General features: G+C 25.6%; 19 protein-coding genes. 18 read left to right on the top strand and 1 reads right to left on the bottom strand.

Going from position 1 to position 19521, the window contains the following annotated elements; translation table 11 throughout:
* The first annotated feature begins 2 nt into the window (after positions 1–2).
* Entirely contained in the window at positions 3–353 is a 351-nt protein-coding gene (locus tag E0D94_RS00250) for a VOC family protein (protein WP_130805317.1), read from the top strand.
* Positions 354–404: 51 nt separating this feature from the next.
* On the opposite strand, the gene E0D94_RS00245 is transcribed toward E0D94_RS00250, so the two are convergent.
* The gene (locus tag E0D94_RS00245; RefSeq protein ID WP_130805316.1) at positions 405–1988 is read right to left on the bottom strand and encodes an ABC-F family ATP-binding cassette domain-containing protein; all 1584 of its coding nucleotides are present in this window, start codon (positions 1986–1988) and stop codon (positions 405–407) included.
* Between the two features lie 238 nt (positions 1989–2226).
* Here E0D94_RS00245 and E0D94_RS00240 point away from each other — a divergent pair, with 238 nt between their 5' ends.
* From E0D94_RS00240 to E0D94_RS00160, 17 genes are all read left to right on the top strand, one after another.
* The gene (locus E0D94_RS00240; RefSeq protein WP_130805315.1) at positions 2227–3861 is read left to right on the top strand and encodes a hypothetical protein; all 1635 of its coding nucleotides are present in this window, start codon (positions 2227–2229) and stop codon (positions 3859–3861) included.
* Positions 3862–3925: 64 nt separating this feature from the next.
* A complete protein-coding gene (locus E0D94_RS00235; RefSeq protein ID WP_130805314.1) occupies positions 3926–5821 on the top strand; it encodes an ABC-F family ATP-binding cassette domain-containing protein in 1896 nt (631 codons plus the stop codon).
* Positions 5822–5865: 44 nt separating this feature from the next.
* Positions 5866–6429: a class I SAM-dependent methyltransferase gene (locus tag E0D94_RS00230; RefSeq protein WP_130805313.1), complete on the top strand. Its 564-nt coding sequence runs from the start codon at positions 5866–5868 to the stop codon at positions 6427–6429.
* A gap of 117 nt (positions 6430–6546) precedes the next feature.
* Entirely contained in the window at positions 6547–6858 is a 312-nt protein-coding gene (locus tag E0D94_RS00225) for a hypothetical protein (protein WP_130805312.1), read from the top strand.
* Between the two features lie 22 nt (positions 6859–6880).
* Positions 6881–7942 carry a V-type ATPase subunit gene (locus tag E0D94_RS00220; RefSeq protein ID WP_130805311.1) on the top strand — a complete coding sequence of 354 codons (1062 nt, stop codon included), beginning with the start codon at positions 6881–6883 and terminating at the stop codon, positions 7940–7942.
* Complete coding sequence (locus E0D94_RS00215; protein WP_130805310.1) at positions 7943–9904, top strand: V-type ATP synthase subunit I; 1962 nt, start codon at positions 7943–7945, stop codon at positions 9902–9904. It begins immediately after the preceding gene.
* An 18-nt stretch (positions 9905–9922) separates the two neighbouring features.
* Complete coding sequence (locus E0D94_RS00210; protein WP_165442815.1) at positions 9923–10351, top strand: ATP synthase subunit C; 429 nt, start codon at positions 9923–9925, stop codon at positions 10349–10351.
* Positions 10352–10360: 9 nt separating this feature from the next.
* The gene (locus E0D94_RS00205) at positions 10361–10669 is read left to right on the top strand and encodes a V-type ATP synthase subunit F (RefSeq protein WP_130805309.1); all 309 of its coding nucleotides are present in this window, start codon (positions 10361–10363) and stop codon (positions 10667–10669) included.
* Between the two features lie 12 nt (positions 10670–10681).
* A complete protein-coding gene (locus E0D94_RS00200) occupies positions 10682–11317 on the top strand; it encodes a V-type ATP synthase subunit E (RefSeq protein ID WP_165442814.1) in 636 nt (211 codons plus the stop codon).
* Between the two features lie 49 nt (positions 11318–11366).
* Complete coding sequence (locus tag E0D94_RS00195) at positions 11367–13100, top strand: V-type ATP synthase subunit A (protein ID WP_242620511.1); 1734 nt, start codon at positions 11367–11369, stop codon at positions 13098–13100.
* Positions 13100–14485 (top strand): V-type ATP synthase subunit B, encoded by a 1386-nt coding sequence (locus E0D94_RS00190; protein ID WP_130805307.1) that lies wholly within the window; start codon positions 13100–13102, stop codon positions 14483–14485. The genes E0D94_RS00195 and E0D94_RS00190 overlap by 1 nt, the downstream gene beginning before the upstream one ends.
* A 2-nt stretch (positions 14486–14487) precedes the next feature.
* The gene (locus tag E0D94_RS00185; RefSeq protein WP_130805306.1) at positions 14488–15102 is read left to right on the top strand and encodes a V-type ATP synthase subunit D; all 615 of its coding nucleotides are present in this window, start codon (positions 14488–14490) and stop codon (positions 15100–15102) included.
* Between the two features lie 210 nt (positions 15103–15312).
* On the top strand, positions 15313–15897 hold the full coding sequence (locus E0D94_RS00180; protein ID WP_130805305.1) for a helix-turn-helix domain-containing protein: 585 nt from the start codon (positions 15313–15315) through the stop codon (positions 15895–15897).
* Positions 15898–16523: 626 nt separating this feature from the next.
* The gene (locus E0D94_RS00175) at positions 16524–17027 is read left to right on the top strand and encodes an RNA polymerase sigma factor (protein ID WP_130805304.1); all 504 of its coding nucleotides are present in this window, start codon (positions 16524–16526) and stop codon (positions 17025–17027) included.
* Positions 17024–17923 carry a zf-HC2 domain-containing protein gene (locus E0D94_RS00170; protein WP_130805303.1) on the top strand — a complete coding sequence of 300 codons (900 nt, stop codon included), beginning with the start codon at positions 17024–17026 and terminating at the stop codon, positions 17921–17923. Before E0D94_RS00175 ends, E0D94_RS00170 begins: the two co-directional genes overlap by 4 nt.
* A gap of 195 nt (positions 17924–18118) precedes the next feature.
* Complete coding sequence (locus tag E0D94_RS00165) at positions 18119–18622, top strand: hypothetical protein (RefSeq protein ID WP_130805302.1); 504 nt, start codon at positions 18119–18121, stop codon at positions 18620–18622.
* 85 nt (positions 18623–18707) lie between these two features.
* A complete protein-coding gene (locus E0D94_RS00160; RefSeq protein WP_130805301.1) occupies positions 18708–19367 on the top strand; it encodes a CPBP family intramembrane glutamic endopeptidase in 660 nt (219 codons plus the stop codon).
* Positions 19368–19521 lie beyond the last annotated feature (154 nt).

The raw sequence follows: 19521 nt of genomic DNA, 5'->3' as shown, positions 1-19521 counted from the left end.
AAATGTATAATGAGTTTATATTGTTTTTAGGAACAAATAATCTAAAAAAAACTGATGATTTTTATAGAAATGTATTAGAACTTGAACTTTATAAAGACCAAAAAACATGTATGATTTATAAAATAAATCAGGGATCATCTATTGGGTTTTGCACTCATATAAATAAAACTATAGATGAGAAAAGTCCTATTCTCACATTAATAGTTGATGATGTAGATAAAATGTATGAAAGTATTAAAAATAAGGGGATAAATATAGAAGATAAGCCTAAAAAGAACGAAAAGTTTAATATATATCATTTCTTTTTAAAGGATAATAATGGATACACTATAGAAGTACAAAAGTTTTTATAAGGAAATATAAAAAAGAGATAGATTGACTCGAGTCAATATATCTCTTTTAAATTACTCTACTGTTTCTAAAAACTCATCATAAGTCATCATCTTATCAATCATGCCTTCTGGAGTTATTTTTATTATTCTATTTGCTACTGTATCAATAAATTGGTGGTCATGAGATGTAAATAATACATTACTCTTATAATCTCTTAAGCCATTATTTACTGCTGTAATTGATTCAAGATCTAAATGGTTAGTAGGTTGGTCAAGTATTAATACATTTGCGCTACTTAGCATCATTTTAGATAACATACATCTTACTTTTTCTCCACCTGAAAGCACTTTAGCTTTTTTTAGTGCTTCTTCACCAGAGAAAAGCATTCTACCTAAAAATCCTCTTAAATAACTTTCTGATTGATCTTCAGAGAATTGTCTCATCCAATCAACTAAATTTAAATCTACATCATTAAAAAATTCTGAGTTATCTTTAGGGAAATATGCTGTAGTTATAGTTACTCCCCATTTGAAGCTACCACTATCAGCTTCCATTTTACCCATTAATATTTTGAACAATGTAGTTATAGAGATTTCATCTCCTACAAATGCAATTTTATCTCCTTTATTTACAGTGAAGTTTACATCTTTTAAAATTACTTCCCCGTCAATAGTTTTATTTAAATCTTCTACCATTAATATATCATTTCCAACTTCTCTTTCAGGCTTAAATCCTACAAAAGGATATCTTCTACTGGATGGTTGTATATCATCTATAGTAATTTTTTCTAATAATTTTTTACGAGAAGTAGCTTGCTTTGATTTAGATGCATTTGCACTAAATCTTGCAATAAATGCTTGTAATTCTTTTACTTTTTCTTCTTTTTTCTTGTTTTGATCTTTCATCATTTGTTGAGCTAACTTACTAGATTCATACCAAAAATCATAGTTTCCTACATAGAGCTTTATTTTTCCAAAATCTATATCGCAAATATGAGTACATACAGTATTTAGAAAATGTCTATCATGAGATACAACTAAAACTGTACCTTCAAAGTCCAGTAGAAAATCTTCTAACCAGTTTATAGATTTTATATCTAAGTTATTGGTAGGCTCATCTAATATTAGTATTTCTGGATTACCAAATAAAGCTTTTGCGAGCATTACTTTTACTTTATCTGAACCAGTTAATTCATTCATTTTTTTGTCATGCATATCTGTTGGTATTCCAAGTCCTTGAAGCAAAGCAGAAGCTTCAGATTCAGCTTCCCAACCATTTAATTCAGCAAATTCTCCTTCAAGTTCTGCTGCTTTTATTCCATCTTCATCTGAAAAGTCTTCTTTCATATATATTTGATCTTTTTCTTTCATTATTTCATAAAGTCTAGAGTTTCCCATTATAACTGTTTCTATAACTGGATACTCATCATACATGAAATGATCTTGCTTTAAAACAGACATTCTAGCATCTTTTGGAATACTTATATCTCCTGTATTAGGCTCTATTTCTCCTGAAAGAATCTTTAAAAAAGTAGACTTTCCAGCACCATTGGCACCTATAATTCCATAGCAGTTTCCAGGATTAAACTTTAAATTTACATCTTTAAAAAGTTTTTGATCCCCATATCTTAAACTTACATTAGTTACTGTAATCAATTAATTTTCATCCTTTACATATAATTTTACAATTCCAATAAATTATATCATAATATTTTATAACTTCATATAGAATAAAAAAAGGAATATACATACTTTTATAGAATATAAAAATTAAACTAGATAAATTAAATAAAAAATAATATGTTTCAATTTCTTCATAATTTTCAGACATATTATGCATTGAAATTATGATAAAATTATATAAATAAATATAATTTAGATAATGGGGGATAGTATGAAAAATAAAATATTTTTTAGAAGTACATTAATAGTAGTTGTATTAGTAATTGTAATGATTTCTATGCATTTTTATAATTTTCTAAATATTAGTGAAATAAGCTTTACAGATAGTTGGAGTGAAGACTTTAAAATTGGTGAAACAAATGATGATGATTTTAAATTATCCTCATTAGAAGATAATATACTCAACTTAAATATAGAAAAACCTAATAAATTTAACTTTAATATTATAGATAAAAAAGGTGAAGTAAAGGATAGTGGAACTAATGAAATTTCTAATTTTGAGTATAAGAATGTAAATCAATCATATTTAATAAAAGATAAATATATTTATCTTTACAAAAATAATGTATATATGTCTACATTTGATGGAGATAAGTTTTTAGAACCTATAAAAATAATTGAAAATGTAAATTATTTAACTGTACGTATGATAGATGAAGATATAATAATAACTACATCTAATGATGAAAAAGTATTAGCTTATAAATTTCAAAATGAAGAGTTAGAAAATATATTTGAAAAAGAAAATGATAGAAATATAAAGAGCGCATATTATAGTCCAGAAGATAACTTGTTAGTATCTGTAGAGGATAAAGGTAAGGATAGAGAGTTATTAACTCTTTTTAATGAGAGAAAAAATGAGAATATTGTTTTAGTTGATATAAATAAATATACTGGATATAGTATAAAAGATATAAATATAGATAATTTAGAAGATAGATTAGTTGTAACTTATTTAAAGAGATTAAACAAAGATGGAAGTAAAAATTATCAAATAAATAATATTAGAATTGATAAAGATACCTTGGATTTTGAAAGTAGCAAATATTATCTGGATAATTATGATATATATGAATTGGAATCAGATATAGAAACATATGTGGAAAATAATGAAATTCATATAATAGGATCTGGAGAAAACTCAAAGAATCAATATTCCTCAGATAAAAATGATATATTTGATATGACACTTAAGAAAAATGGTGAAGTTAAAAATGTAGAATTTATCGCTACTACTGATGAATATTCAAGTCAGATTGAAATGGTAAAGTTTAATGGATACAAATATGTAGTATTTAATGAGGTGGTCTATGATAGTGATGATCTTAGAATATTTAGTGATTCAGAGGAAATGATGGCTAAAGAACGCATAACAAGAGAAGATTATTTATCAGCTAGCTTAAAAGCAGTAGTTATACCTTTTATATCAATAATGTATACAGTGATTAGAGGACTTATGATAATTTTTGTGATGGCATTACCTTTAGGAATATTTTACTTTACTTATTTTAATAAAGGATATAGTAAAGATTCTATAAAGATAGCAGTCATGATAGGTATATATATAATTGCAAATATAATAGTATTTAAATTTATATATTTTACACAAGGGAATGAAATATATTATCCAAATTTCTTTTTCAGTAATTTTTATAGAATATTAGGCCCTCTAGCTATGAATATGATTTCAGGATTAGCTACTTTTATATTTTATAAAGAATCTAAGAAAAAATGCATGGACTTATCATTTATAACATATCCTACCTTCTTTATAATAATAGATGTATTTTTAAACAATATATTATATGTACCATTTTTGACTATATTTAGACTTTTTGGGTTTTAGATAGTTTTTTCATACCTCTTAAAAATGATATAATATATATAGAAATTTTTAAGAGGTGAAAAAATTGAATTTATTAACTATAGAAAATATATCAAAGAGATATGGAGAGAAAGAATTATTTAATAATATAACTTTTGGAATAAATGAAGAAGATAAGATAGGTCTTATCGGAATAAATGGAACAGGCAAATCCACTTTATTAAAAATAATTACAGGAAAAGAAAGTCCTGATAGTGGTAGAATTATTAAAAGAAATGATATAAGAATAGAATATTTGAGTCAAAATCCTCATTTTGAAAAAGGTGCAACTATATTAGAGCAAGTTTTTCAAGGGAATAGTGATATTATGAAAACTATAAGAGAATATAATGAGGCTATAGAAGATAAAAATACTTCAAACGAAAAGATAATAAAATTATCATCAGAAATGGATAAGAAAAATGCATGGGAATTAGAAAGTGAAGCAAAATCAATATTAACTAAATTAGGCATAAGTAATTTTACTAGAAAAGTAGACAATTTATCTGGAGGATTAAAAAAGAGAATAGCTCTTGCATCTGCTCTTATAAAACCATGTGATTTATTAATATTAGATGAACCTACAAACCATTTAGATAATGATTCAATAGATTATCTAGAAGAATATTTAAATAATAGAAAAGGTGCTTTATTAATGATAACCCATGATAGATATTTTCTAGATAGAATAGTGAACAAAATAATAGAATTAGATAACAAGAATATATATGAATACATGGGTAACTATAATTACTTTTTAGAAAAGAAACTAGAAAGAGAAGAACTTTTAGAAAAAGAAGAGCAGAAAAGAAAAAAGTTATATAATAGTGAATTAAAATGGATAAGAACTGGTGCAAAAGCAAGAACTACAAAACAAAAAGCAAGAATTAATAGATTTGAGAATTTAAAAGAAAGTAAAATAGATACTACAAAAGAAAATATAGATATATCAGTTGGAAGTAGAAGACTTGGTAAAAAGATTGTTGAATTAAAAGACATATCTAAATCTTATGGTGAAAAGAAAATAATAGAAGACTTTACTTATACAGTATTAAGAGATGATAGAGTAGGTATAATAGGAGAAAATGGAATAGGCAAATCTACTTTGATAAATATAATAACTGGAATTACAAATCTTGATGCTGGGAAAGTAGAGATAGGTGAAACTGTTAAAATAGGATTATTTTCTCAAGAGACTTCTCATATTGATGGAAATCAACGTGCAATTGAATATATAAAAGAAGGAGCAGAATATATAGAAACAGGAGATGGAGATAAAATAACTGCATCTCAAATGATGGAGAACTTTCTCTTTTCAAAAGATTTACAATGGTCATATATATCTAAGCTTTCTGGTGGTGAAAAAAGAAGGTTACATCTCTTAAGGGTTCTTATGGAAACACCTAATGTATTATTATTAGATGAACCTACAAATGATTTAGATATAGAAACTTTAAGAATACTAGAAGATTATTTAGAAAACTTTGATGGAGCTGTAATAGCAGTTTCACATGATAGATATTTTCTAGATAAAATAGCAGAAAAATTATTTGAATTTAAAGGTAAAGGTGAAATAGTACAACATACAGGTAATTATACTGCATTTAAAAAGAGTAGAGATAAAGCAATAAATACATTATTTAAAAAAGAAGAAAAAACTAACAATGAAAAGAAAAATAAAGAGAAATCTAAAAGTCAAAAATTAAAATTTTCTTATAATGAAAAAAAAGAATATGAGGAAATAGACGATATTATATTAGATTTAGAAACTAAAATAGAAGAAGTTGATAAAAAAATAAATGATACTACTTCAGATTATGTTTTATTACAAGATCTATTAAAAGAAAAGGAAATATTGGAAAAAGAGTTAGAAGCAAAGATGGAAAGATGGATATATTTAAATGGATTAGCTGAAAAAATAGAAGAAGAAAAAAGCAAATAATAACTATATAATTCATATACTATACTAAACTAAGGAGGGATTATATGGCATATTTCGATAATATAGAAAATGCAAAAGAATATATTAATATGGCAGAAGGAATAGATGGAACTTATTTAGTTAACATATTAAAGAAATATTTACAAAAAGGTTCTACAATTTTAGAACTAGGTATGGGACCAGGAAAAGATTTAAACTTACTTAAAAAAGATTATAAAGTTACTGGTTCTGATAAATCAAAGGCTTTTTTAGATTTATATAGTGATGAAAATAAAGATATAGAACTATTATTACTTGATGCTAAAACCTTAAATATAGATAGAAAATTTGATTCTATTTATTCAAATAAGGTTTTAATACATTTAGATAAAGATGAATTAAAGGAATCAATAAATAGACAATATGATATACTGAACAATGATGGTATAACTGTTCATAGTTTTTGGAGAGGAGAAACAGAAGAAGTAGTAGATGGATTAAAATTTGTATATTATGATAAGGATGAATTAATAAATTTGTTTAGTAAAAAATTTAAAATTTTAGATATAGCATATTATACTGAAATGGAATATAAAGATTCAATATATATTGTTATAAAAAAGGCTTAATTCAGTTTGAGTCTTTTTTTTGTTTAATGGGTATATTATTAGTGTAGAGTTGAATTTAAAATTTAAAGAGATATAATATAATTATATGAAAATTCAAAATTAATAGAGGTGATATATTTGGAACAGATTATAAAAAAGATAATTGATATAGATAAAGAGGCAACTGACTTAGAACAAAGAACTAAGGATTTAATAGAGCAAAAGCAAAATAACTTGAGAATGTATTTTCAAGATATAGAGGATAGAGAGCAAAAAAAAGCAGAAGAAAAAATACAAAAAGAAACAAATTTTATAAGACAAGAAACCTATAAAACTATTAAATTTATGGAAAATAAAAAAGAAAAAAAGATTTCAAACTTCAAACAAATATATAGTGAAAATAAAGATGAAATAATTGAAAAAGCTCTAAAAGAAATATTAGAAATATAATTTTATCTAAGGAGTGAATACGTTGAGTAGTGTTACAAAGTTTGCTGCTGTAAATACTAAAATAAGAGCATTGAAACGAAACATGCTTACATTGAATGATTATGAAAATTTAATATCAAAAAAAAATATTGAAGATTTTGTAGATTATTTAAAATCTAATACAGGATATAGTGAAGCATTAGAGCAAATTAATACAAAAGGTATACATAGAGATAAGTTAGAAATATATCTTAAAAAATATATGAAAAATCAATATGAGAAAATAATTCATTTTTTCATTGGTGAATATAGAAAACTATTTAAAATACTATTTAAAAAATTTGAGATAGAAGATTTAAAACTATATCTAAGAACTCTTGCTAGAGGAAAAGATTTAGATTCAATAAAAGATTTGATACTTTACAAAGGAAGTTATAGTACTATTGATCATGATAAGTTAATTAAATCAAAAAATACTTCTGAGTTAATAGAAAATTTAAAAGGAACAATATATTATGATAGACTTTATCCTTATTTAGACGAAGAAGAAGATAGACTGATGTTTTATATTGAGATGAACCTAGATAGATTTTATTTTACAAAATTATATGAACAGATTGAACATTTAAAAAGCACAGATAGAAAAACTTTAGAAGATATATTAGGCATAAATATAGATCTTTTAAATATAGAGTGGTTATATAGAGGCCGTAAATTTTTTAATTTATCTAAAGAAGAGCTAGTAAATTATGCTTTAAAAGGTGGAAGAATAACAAATTATAATTTAATTAAAAAACTTAGTTATGCAAATTCTGAACAAGATTTTATAGAAATAGTAGCTACTACTCCGTATTATTTTTTATTTGAAGATAAAAATACAATAGACTTATATATGGAAATAAAATTAGAAACTTATATGTATAATAGATTTTTAGATTATTTTAATCAAGGAAAAATGAATATAATGGTTGCTGTAAGCTATATCCATTTATTAGAATATGAAATAAGAGATATAATATCTATAGCTGAATCCATAAGATATGATTTAGATAAAAAAGAAACAGAAAGATATATAATAAGAGAAATTAGCAAGGAGGTGAAATAATTGAGTATAGAAAAAATGTCTATGATAAATTTAGTAGGTTCAATTGAAGATGTAGATAAAATTGCAAGACAAATTATACTTTCTGGAAATTTAGATGTAGTAAGTGCATTAAATGAAATAAAACAAAGTAGATTTAATTTAGATGTAACAGAAAAAAATGTAGAAAGTTTAGCAGGAATGGCAAGTGTTCATCCTTTAACTTTACATGAAGGTTATAAAAAAGCTCTTGAAAAAATGAAACTAATAGAAAAAATATACGATGAAAGCTTTGATATAAAGGAAGAATATATAGATGAAAATTGTAGTTTAGATGACATGGAAAAAAATATGGATGAGCTTTATAACAAAATCTTACCTATAATGAATAAAAGAGAAAAAATTAAAGGTCATATGGACAATATACAAAAATCACTTGATAATATAAAGCTAATAGAAGGATTGGATATAGAGATTGAAAAATTAGATAATATGGAAAGATTTAATTATTATTTTGGATTATTATCTAAAGAAAACAGAATAAAATTGAAAAAAAACTATGAAAATATTCCCGCGATAGTTTTACATGAAGATACTTTAAACTCTGGAGAACTTTATCTTGTAATATTTCCAGTTGACTTAGGCAAAGAAACTGAAAGAATATTACGTTCTTTAAGTTTTAAAAAATTAGATATTAAAAAGGGATTTAAAGGTAAACCTAAAGATATAATAGAACAATTAAATCAAGAAAAACACAATAAAAAGTCAGAATTATTAAAAGTTAGAGAAAAACTAGAAAATTTCAAACAGGAAAATAGAGAAATGATTGAAAGGTGTTATTCAATATTCAAACTACAGGAAAGAGTAAATAGCTTAAAAAAATTAATGGTAGCTACTAAATACTTTTTTTATTTATCTGCATGGATACCTACGGATTGTACACATGAGTTTGAATCAAGATTAAAAGATTTTGATATAACTATTCATTATGAAAAGGAAGAAAATTTAACTACATCATTAAATCCTCCTACAAAATTAAAAAACAATTGGTTATTATCTCCTTTTGAATACCTTATAGAGATGTATGCAACGCCTTCATACAAGGAATTAGACCCTACTCCCTTCTTAGCAATAACATATATGTTGTTTTTTGGAGCTATGTTTGGTGATGTAGGTCAAGGTTTTGTGATAACCGTTGGAGGGATTTATTTAAGTAGAAAAAATGGAAGTAAATTTGCAAAACTTATATCAAGAATTGGAATAAGCTCTATGATATTTGGGGTTTTATATGGAAGTATATTTGGTTTTGAAGAGATAATTCCTGCATTAGTAATCAGACCTTTTGAAAATATACAAACTGTTTTAATAGCTTCAGTTTCAGCAGGTGTATTTTTAGTATTTATAGCTTATATATTTAATATTATTAATGGAATAAGATTAAGTGAATATGAAGATGCTTTATTTGGGAAAAATGGAATTGTTGGTGGATTATTTTATGGAATTGTACTTTATTTGGTAGCACAGAATTTCTTAAACATACCTCAGATTTCAATATTTTTAGGAATTATAATATCCTTAATTTTAATAGCATTAATGATATTAAGAGAGCCTTTAACAAATATTATTTTTGGGAATAAACCTTTATATTCTGAAGATATAGGTGCTTATTATATAGAAAGTTCATTTGAAATAATTGAAACATTACTTAGTATGATTAGTAATACACTTTCTTTTATAAGGATTGGAGCATTTGCCTTAACACATGTAGGGTTATTTATGGCATTTCAAGTTATATCTGATATTTTAAGCAACTTAGGTTTTAGCATAATAGTGTTAACTATTGGAAATATAATAATAATTGCTTTAGAAGGTCTAATAGTTGGTATTCAATCACTTAGACTTGAGTATTATGAATTATTTAGTAAATATTATAGAGGAGAAGGAAGACCTTATAAACCTTTTAAAATACATGAAGAAAATAAATAGATTATAGGAGAGATAAAAATGATTATTGCAATAATGATTATGACAACTATTTTAGTAATTGCTACTATAGCAACAGGCTTATATTTTTTAAATAAAGAAAATGAAAAGACAGGATTTAAAATAAGCAAAGCTTTAAGAATAAATCTCTTTGTATTTATACCTTTACTTTTAGGAGCACTTACTATACTAATGCCAGATGCTGTAAAAGCTGCTACTAGAGCACCAGAAGAGACTAGTGCTTCTGGACTTCAATATATTGCAGCAGCACTGTCTACAGGACTTGCAACGATAGGTGCAGGTTATGCAGTTGGAGCAGTAGGATCCTCAGCACTTGGTGCAGTATCAGAAGACCCTAAAATACTAGGTAAAACTCTTATATTTGTAGGGCTTGCAGAAGGTGTTGCAATATATGGATTAATTGTATCTATATTTATACTTTTTGTATAGGTGATATTTATGAAATCATTTTTAATAAGTGACAATAGAGACACACTTCTTGCAATGAGACTTGCAGGAATTGATGGAATAATAGCACATGAAAAAGAAGAGATTTTAAAACAACTAAACTCTGCACTAAAAGATAAAAATATAGGAATTATAATAATAACAGAGAGAATACAAGATAAAATCATGGATAGGGTAATGGAAGTAAGGATAAATGAAAATAATCACCTTATAGTTACAATACCTGATAGACATGGATTTTCAAGTAAAGAGGATTTTATAACTAAATATATAAATGAATCTATAGGAATAAAAATATAGGGTGGTGGTATTTTGATAACCATTGAAGAGAAATTAAATCTCTTTTCCAAACATGTTTTTGAAGAGATTAGAGGAGCTAGCGAAGAAAAAATAAGGAAAATAGAACAACACAATAAAGAGCAAATGGACGCACATAGATATAAAATAGAACAAGAAAAGAAAGCATATGCAGAAGAAATAATAAAAAAAGAAAAAGAAAAAAATGACAAACAAATTTCTCAGAAAAAAGGACAAATAAAAAAAGAAATTATGCTTGAAAAGAATAAACTATTTAATAAGCTTATAGAAGGTATAAAAAATAAATTAACAATATTTATAACTACTAATGAGTATAAAAATTATCTGAGAAATATTCTAGAAAACGGATTGAAGGAAATGAGTAACAAAAGTAATATAGAAGTGAAAATTTCTAAATATGATATAAAAAATAATAAAGACTATATAAAAACTATAATATTAGACAATGGTTTTACTAATGTAAATATGTTGGAATCAGATGAAGATATAATTGGTGGAATGATATTACTTGATAAAAGTAATCGTGCTATTTTGGACCTTAGCCTTCTAGATAAATTAGAACAGAATAAAGAGTATATAGGAAAAATGTTATATGAAGCATTGAGAGAAGGTGAAGAAATTGAAAAATAAATATGGCATAATATCACAAATTAATGGACCTGTTATAAAAGGAAAATCTATGAGCAGTTTTAGGATGAGGGAAATGGTTACAGTAGGAAATGATAAATTAATTGGAGAAGTAATATCAATAAATGGTGACATAGGAACTATTCAAGTATATGAAGAAACAGAGGGACTTAAGCTTAATGAGAAAATTTATCCTACAGGTAGACCTTTATCACTTAAACTAGGACCTGGAATGCTTGGGAATATGTTTGATGGAATACAGAGACCTTTACAAAAAATAAATAATATTTCACAAAATTTTATACCTGAAGGAATAGGCCTTTTATCTATTGATGAAGAAAAACTATGGAGTGTAAAAATCAATGTTAAAAAGGGCGAAAAGCTACAATCAGGAGATATTTTTGCAGAAGTAGAAGAAACTTCTTTAGTAACTCATAAAATAATGGTTCCACCTAAAGTAAATGGAGAAGTAGTAGAAGTAAAAGAAGATGGACAATACAATATAGAAGAAACACTTATAGTTTTAAAAGATAATAGAGGTAATAATCATGATATAAAAATGTATCAATATTGGTCAGTAAGAGAACCTAGACCAGTGATGAAAAGAAGGCAGATAGAAAGACCACTTGTTACAGGTCAAAGAGTTATAGATATATTTTTTCCTATAGCAAAAGGTGGTACTGCTGCAATTCCAGGTGGATTTGGTACAGGGAAAACAATGACCCAGCATCAACTTGCTAAATGGTCTGATGCAGATATTATAATATATATAGGTTGTGGTGAAAGAGGAAATGAGATGACAGAGGTTTTAGAAGATTTTCCAAAGCTTATTGACCCTAAATCAGACAAACCTATAATGGAGAGAACAATACTTATAGCAAATACTTCAAATATGCCTGTTGCAGCAAGAGAAGCAAGTATTTATACAGGAATTACTATGGCAGAATACTTTAGAGATATGGGTTATCATGTAGCAATAATGGCAGATTCTACTTCAAGATGGGCAGAAGCTCTTCGTGAGATATCAGGTAGACTTGAAGAAATGCCAGCAGAAGAAGGATATCCTGCATATCTTCCAACAAGACTAGCTGAGTTCTATGAGCGAGGTGGCTATGTTGACACATTAAATGGGAAAGAAGGTTCAGTTACTATAATAGGAGCAGTATCTCCTGCAGGAGGAGATTTTTCTGAGCCTGTAACTGAAAACACTAAAAGATTTGTAAATGTATTTTTAGCTTTAGATAAAAATTTAGCATATGCAAGGCATTATCCAGCTGTAAATTGGCTTGAAAGCTATAGTGGATATATTAAAGTGTTAGATGAATGGTATACGGAAAATGTAGCAAATGATGTATTTAAATTAAGAGCTAATATTATGAGATTGCTTCAAGAAGAAGATAAATTAAAAGATATAGTTTCTCTTGTAGGTGAAGATGTATTACCAGATGATCAAAGACTGGTATTAGAAATAGCAAAAGTTATTCGTAATGGATTTTTACAACAAAATGCATTTCATAAAGAAGATACTTATGTACCACTTAAAAAACAATATAAAATGTTAGAAGCTATAGATTACTTATATAAAATGACAAGTAATAGTATAAGGGAAGGGATTGCAATATCTCAAGTGAAAAATGATGAATTATTTAATGAAGTCACTAAAATGAAATATAATATTTCTAATAATGAGCTAGAAAAAATAGACCAACTAGAGGAAAAAATTAAGTCTTATTATACAAATTTACTGTCAAAATATAAAGATGATGGAAATGAGGATGTGATTTAATGAAAAAATCTTATATGGGACTCAAATCTATAGATGGACCACTCATATCCTTGAATTCTATAGAAGGGGTAGGATATGGTGAACTGATAAATATAGAAACTGAAGACAATGAACATAAAACTGGAAAAATTATAAAAATAGAAGAAGATAATATGGTAGCTCAAGTATTTGAAACTACATCAGGTATGAGTACAGAAGATACAAAAATAAGATTTACAGGAAAGCCATTTACAGTAAAATTATCAAAAGATATAATGGGGAGAGTTTTTAATGGATTAGGTGAACCTATAGATGGTGGAGGCAATATTTATACTGGGAAAGATTATAATATAAATGGTAGGCCTATAAATCCTGTAGCGAGAAAATACCCTAGAAATTTTATACAAACTGGCATATCTTCTATAGATTGCTTAACAACACTTATAAGAGGACAAAAATTACCTATATTTTCAGGAAATGGACTAAGTCATAATGAACTTGCAGCTCAAATAGTAAATCAAGCTAAAATAAGCTCAGATGAGGATAAAGAATTTGCTATAGTTTTTGCAAGTATTGGTTCAAAACATGATGATGCTAACTTTTTCATAAAAAGTTTTGAAGAATCAGGAGTACTTGATAATGTAGTAATGTATATAAATTATGCAGATGATCCTATAGCAGAAAGAATTACTACTCCAAGATGTGCATTAACTGCAGCAGAATATTTGGCATTTGAAGAAAATATGGAAATCCTCGTTATAATGACAGATATCACAAGCTATAGTGAAGGACTTAGACAAATTTCATCAGCTAGAGAAGAAGTGCCAAGTAGAAAAGGATATCCAGGATATCTTTATTCAGATTTAGCGGCACTTTATGAAAGAGCAGGAATGCTTAAAGATAGAGAAGGTTCTATTACATTCTTACCAATACTTACAATGCCAAATGATGATATAACTCATCCTATACCTGATTTAACAGGATATATTACAGAAGGACAAATAGTTCTAGCTAGAGATTTAGATACTAAAAATATATATCCTCCAGTTGATATATTGTCATCACTTTCAAGACTTATGAAAGATGGTATAGGGGAAGGTTACACAAGGGAAGATCATCCTGATGTTTCAAATCAACTTTTTTCTTCATATTCTAAAGTAATTGATATTAGAGAATTAGCACAGATTATAGGAGAAGATGATTTGTCAGATGAGGATAAAAAGTATATGGAATTTGGAAGAAATTTTGAAGAAAAATTTTTAAAGCAAGGGAATTCAGAAAACAGAACTATAGAAGAAACTCTAAACTTAGCTTGGGAGATATTAGCTATATTACCTCCAAATGAATTAGATCGTATAGATCCAAAGATTATAGAAAAGTATGGACATTATGGAAAGGACAAATAATAATGGCTAAGAGAAAAGTTCCAACTAAGAGTAATTTAATGAAAGCTCAAAGTTCAAAAAAATTAGCTGAAAAGGGATATGATTTATTAGATAAAAAAAGAACCATATTAATAGGAGAAATGATGAATCTAATAGATGAAGCGAAAGAGATACAATCTAAAATTAGATCTACATTTAGCGATTCATATAAAGCATTACAAGATGCAAATGTCACAATGGGTATAAACAGTGTAGAAGAAATAGCCCTTTCTATAAATAAAGAAGATGATTTTGAAATATTACTTCGTAGTGTAATGGGAGTGGAAATACCACAGGTTAAATATAATAAAAAAGACTTTAAAGCTCAATATGGTATATTTAGATCAAATCCAGCACTAGATACAGCAGTAATTGATTTTCAAAATATAAAATATCTAATATATAGATTAGCTGAAATAGAAAACTCAGTATTTAAATTAGCAACAGAAATACAAAGAACTCAAAAAAGAGCCAATGCTTTAGATAAAATTCAAATACCAAAATATAAAAAACAAATTAAATATATAGAAGAAACCTTAGAAGAAAAAGAAAGAGAAGACTTTTTTAGACTTAAAAAAGTTAAGGAAAAGAAGAAGTGAAAAGCTAGAATGGGTAAAACTGTTCTAGTTTTTTAATGTATAAGATATATCAATATGATAAAATTAGTTTAAAGATTAAAATTAGATAAATACCGTATATAAGCTATTTGTAAAATGCTTTTGACAATTAAAATACACTACTAGCAAAGACTTTTGATAGCTAAAAAATGTTTCTTTGATTAATATAAAAGAGAAGGGAGATGAGGAAAGATGGAATTAGGAAATCAGATTAGAAAGTATAGAAAGGAGTTAAAAATTTCTCAAGAAAAACTAGCTGAAAAAATTTATGTTTCTAGACAAACTATATCTAATTGGGAAAATGATAAAAATTATCCAGACATAAATAGTCTACTTCGTCTAAGTGAAATTTTCGAAATCTCTCTTGATATTTTAATTAAAGGAGATTTGGAAAAGATGAAAAAAGATATAAGTGAAAAAGACAGAAAAGATTTTGATAAGATAAGTAATATACTTGCTGTTTTATTTGGACTATTAATATCAACACCTATGCCTTTATTGTACTTTTTAGATAAAGCTGGAATAATAATTTGGTCTATATTAGCTATAGTTTCGATGTATGTAGCTTTTTTAGTGGAAAAGAAGAAAAAAGAATTTGATATTCAAACATACAAAGAAATTATAGCTTTTAGTGAAGGGAAAAATTTAGACGATATTTCAAAAGCAAGAGAAGAAGGGAAACGTAAATATCAAAAAATATTACTAGCTTTTTTTGCTGCTACATCTACTCTAGTATTGTCGATAGGAACTATGTATTTATTAACTAGATTTTTTTAAATAGTAATAATAAAATTCATTGTAAAGGAATTTTTATCTGTACTGGTAAAAAGGTTAAAAAAAATATAGCAAGTTCAACTAGTAATATTCTTTTTTTGAAAAAGAAGAACAAAAAGCTAAGGCTTCTAAAATGATAAAAGGTTATTATAAAAAAATCGTATTATATTCATGGAAATGAACCTAAAGCAATAAATGATAGAGAAGAATTTGAGCTAAGAGAAATTATTAAATTTATCAATAAAAATACTCAAAATCACCTTGATTTGATATTAAAATTATTTATAAAGAACTTAAAAGACAAGGATTATAATGAATTAATTAAAGATATGATAGATATTAGTTTGTCTTAAATACAATTATAATAAACTTGTTTAAAAACTCATAAATATTGATATTATATAAATTATGCATGACTTATGAATAATTATTTTTTCTAATATTTTTTTGATTTTTCATAATAAACAAAAACTTATTGAGTATTTAAGTGTAACATACGACATGAGCTAAAAATAATTATATAGTAAAAAACTAGAATAAGGAAAACTGTTCTAGTTTTTTACTATATAATTCAAAAATATTGTAAGATATTTATTCTTTATGCGTCTTATATATGAGGAGGTGAAAAAGTGACAAGTGAAGAATTTGAAAAGATATACCAAATTTATTTTAAAGATATATATTATTATATGTTAAGTTTATCTAAGGATAAACATATAGCAGAAGATATAACTTCTGAAACATTCCTAAAAGCAATAAAATCTATCGATAAATTTAGAGGAGATACTAAGCTTAGAGTATGGCTATGTCAAATTGCAAAAAATGAATATTTTTCATATTTAAGAAAAAATAAAAAAGTAGATTTCAGGAAAGATTTAGACGATATTATAGAAAAAGAAGAAACTGACCTTTTTGAAAAAGATATAATATCCAATGAAGGGTTTATAAAAATAAGTAATATTATTCATTCTTCACTTAAAGAGCCTTACAATAAAATATTTAGATTAAGAGTATATGATGAATTAAGCTTTAAAGAAATAGGAAATATATTTGGGAAAACTGATAACTGGGCTTGTGTCACTTATCATAGAGCAAGGAAGAAAATACAAAAAGAATTGGAGGGAAAATCATGAAATTAAGTTGTAATACAATTCAAGATCTATTGCCTTTAGTAGCAGAAGATTTAGCGAGTGAAGATACAGTAAATATTATAAATGAACATCTAGAAAAATGTGAACGATGTAGAGGTGAATATAAAGAACTAAAATCAACTGAAATAGACTTTGAAAATGAAAAGGATTTAGAAGCGATTCCCTTAAAAAAGGTTAAAAGAAAACTTAAAAATAGAAATATCTATATAGGAATTTTAACAGCACTTATCGTCTCTTTATTTTTATTTATAGCATTTGATAAACTTACAAAACCTATCCCTATAGTTTATTCCAAAGCTGTTGAATCAATAGAAGAAGACGACGGAAAAGTGTTCATAGAATTTAGTGAAGATGTATCTAATTATGAAATTAATTACTCTGAATATTATGGAGAAGTTCATTATGATATTGTTGCCTGGACAACTTATTTGAGTAGTATATTTGATACAGGAGAGGTGAAAAATGCGGTAATAAATGTTAAAGAAGATAAAGTGGATGTAGTGTACTATTTAAATCAAGATGGTAGTTTAGATAAACTTATTTATGGTGAATCTTTTGAAAAAAATACAATTACTCTTCCGAGACTAACTATTAATTATTATTTTGTGATAGCAGGAATAGTTTTTATTATATTCATGATTTTATCATTAATATTTAGAAAAAATCATAGAATAAATAAAATAACTACTCCAATAATGATATTAGCTTTATCTTATATATTATCACATATTATTATATTAGGAACTAATGGCACAACTTATCACATGATTAGAGATTTTCTCTTTATTATCATAACAGGAATATTATTATTTAGTATATTTATATTGTTGATATATAAGAATTATTTCGCAAAAATTAAAAACTATATAAATAAATAAATGTAATATAATTTTATAATATATAAAGGGAATATATAAAACAAATAAAGAAGAAAAACTAGAATGGGTAAGACTATTCTAGTTTTTACCGTTTAAACCAAATTACTGGTAAATTAAATAGGTTTGATTTATAATAGTATATAGAAGGTAATAAAAAATATATAAAATAAATTATTGAAAGGATGGGAGTTCTTTATGGATATATTATGTTCCTTAAAATCTTATTATAGAGATAATAAATTAATTAGTATTCTAATTAATTTGTTTTTTCTTCTTGTTGTTTTAGTTTACTTAATGCCCTTTTATGCAGATGATGATACATTTAGTTACATTTACAAAATATTTCAATTAGATTATGCTATAACAGGGGCGTTTACATTAATTTTTATAATGATGTATACTTTTTTAATGTTTGATAGTAAGATTGTTAAAGTTCTTTATACTATAATGGTTGCTTTAAACTTTTTATTTGCATATTTTGGAATAAGAATGTTTTCATATTCATATTCTTATGAAGATTTGCTACTAATCTCACCCTTAATATTATTAACCCTTTTTGGATTGGTCTATGTTAAATTTAAAAAATATAAATGTGTTAAAAAATATAATATAAATGATTTAATGATATTGGCATCAGTAGTTATACCATTACTTTTATTAAATATACTTGGAAGATTAATATTTTCTTTTATTGCATAAAGTTTATAGATTATCTTTGAAATCTAAATATATTATATAAGGAGAGTATGATTTTCTTTTATAGACTTCATACAAAATTAATATTATGTTATGGATAATTATAATGATTTTTTCACTTTTTCTCTATACAATTCTAGAATTCTTTTTATATAAGAAGAATTTTTTAAGTAAAAATACTTTGCTTTGGTCTAGTCAGTGGGCTTTTCTTTGGGGTTCTATATTATTCATAGTACTTATTTTTATAATTCCTGGTGAATATAAACCTTGGGGAAATATTTTATATATCAAAGAAGCCATTAAACATATATTTTCTTGGATATCAGGAATTTTAATATTTTATTTTTTAACTGATCAAAATCTAAATGGTACTGCTGCAGCTCATAGTTGGAATAGTTCAGAATTCTATTATTTTTCTTTTGTAGTACCTATTTTTGAAGAGATTCTATTTAGAGGTATTATTTTAATGAGCTTGCTAAATATGTTTCCAATATTGAAATATGAGGAACCATTTGTAATGATAAGCTCATTATTATTTTCTGTGTTTCATATTAATTATGAGAGAGAATTTAAATTCAATAGAAATTCTATATTGAGATTCATTATGATTTTTATTGTGGGAAATGCTATAGGTTATCTAGTTTTACTCACATCATCACTGTGGATGAGCATTTTGATGCATATTCTCATTAATCTTACTGGCTCTATTTATTTTAATGTAAAGAAGAAAAGAATAAGGGTGCAGTAGATAATTATATTAACGTTAAATAAATTAGTATATTTATCTAACCTAGAACTGGTTATTGATTCATTTAAAGCTTGTATGGTTCTATAATATTATAGAACCATACAAGCTTTAAATTTAGATGTAGAAGAACTAGAAGATTAAATTAAATTATAGA

Source organism: Senegalia massiliensis (genome assembly GCF_900626135.1).
GTDB lineage: Bacteria > Bacillota > Clostridia > Tissierellales > SIT17 > Anaeromonas > Anaeromonas massiliensis.
Note: the sequence above shows the minus strand (reverse complement) of the source record. Positions and strands in the feature narration are given on the sequence as shown.

What these genes read in the sequence shown, in the direction of transcription:
- E0D94_RS00250 (WP_130805317.1), top strand. Translation starts at nt 3, where the DNA reads ATGTATAATGAGTTTATATTGTTTTTAGGAACAAATAATCTAAAAAAA.
- E0D94_RS00240 (WP_130805315.1), top strand. Translation starts at nt 2,227, where the DNA reads ATGAAAAATAAAATATTTTTTAGAAGTACATTAATAGTAGTTGTATTA.
- E0D94_RS00230 (WP_130805313.1), top strand. Translation starts at nt 5,866, where the DNA reads ATGGCATATTTCGATAATATAGAAAATGCAAAAGAATATATTAATATG.
- E0D94_RS00210 (WP_165442815.1), top strand. Translation starts at nt 9,923, where the DNA reads ATGATTATTGCAATAATGATTATGACAACTATTTTAGTAATTGCTACT.
- E0D94_RS00205 (WP_130805309.1), top strand. Translation starts at nt 10,361, where the DNA reads ATGAAATCATTTTTAATAAGTGACAATAGAGACACACTTCTTGCAATG.
- E0D94_RS00195 (WP_242620511.1), top strand. Translation starts at nt 11,367, where the DNA reads ATGAGCAGTTTTAGGATGAGGGAAATGGTTACAGTAGGAAATGATAAA.
- E0D94_RS00190 (WP_130805307.1), top strand. Translation starts at nt 13,100, where the DNA reads ATGAAAAAATCTTATATGGGACTCAAATCTATAGATGGACCACTCATA.
- E0D94_RS00185 (WP_130805306.1), top strand. Translation starts at nt 14,488, where the DNA reads ATGGCTAAGAGAAAAGTTCCAACTAAGAGTAATTTAATGAAAGCTCAA.
- E0D94_RS00180 (WP_130805305.1), top strand. Translation starts at nt 15,313, where the DNA reads ATGGAATTAGGAAATCAGATTAGAAAGTATAGAAAGGAGTTAAAAATT.
- E0D94_RS00170 (WP_130805303.1), top strand. Translation starts at nt 17,024, where the DNA reads ATGAAATTAAGTTGTAATACAATTCAAGATCTATTGCCTTTAGTAGCA.
- E0D94_RS00165 (WP_130805302.1), top strand. Translation starts at nt 18,119, where the DNA reads ATGGATATATTATGTTCCTTAAAATCTTATTATAGAGATAATAAATTA.
- E0D94_RS00160 (WP_130805301.1), top strand. Translation starts at nt 18,708, where the DNA reads ATGTTATGGATAATTATAATGATTTTTTCACTTTTTCTCTATACAATT.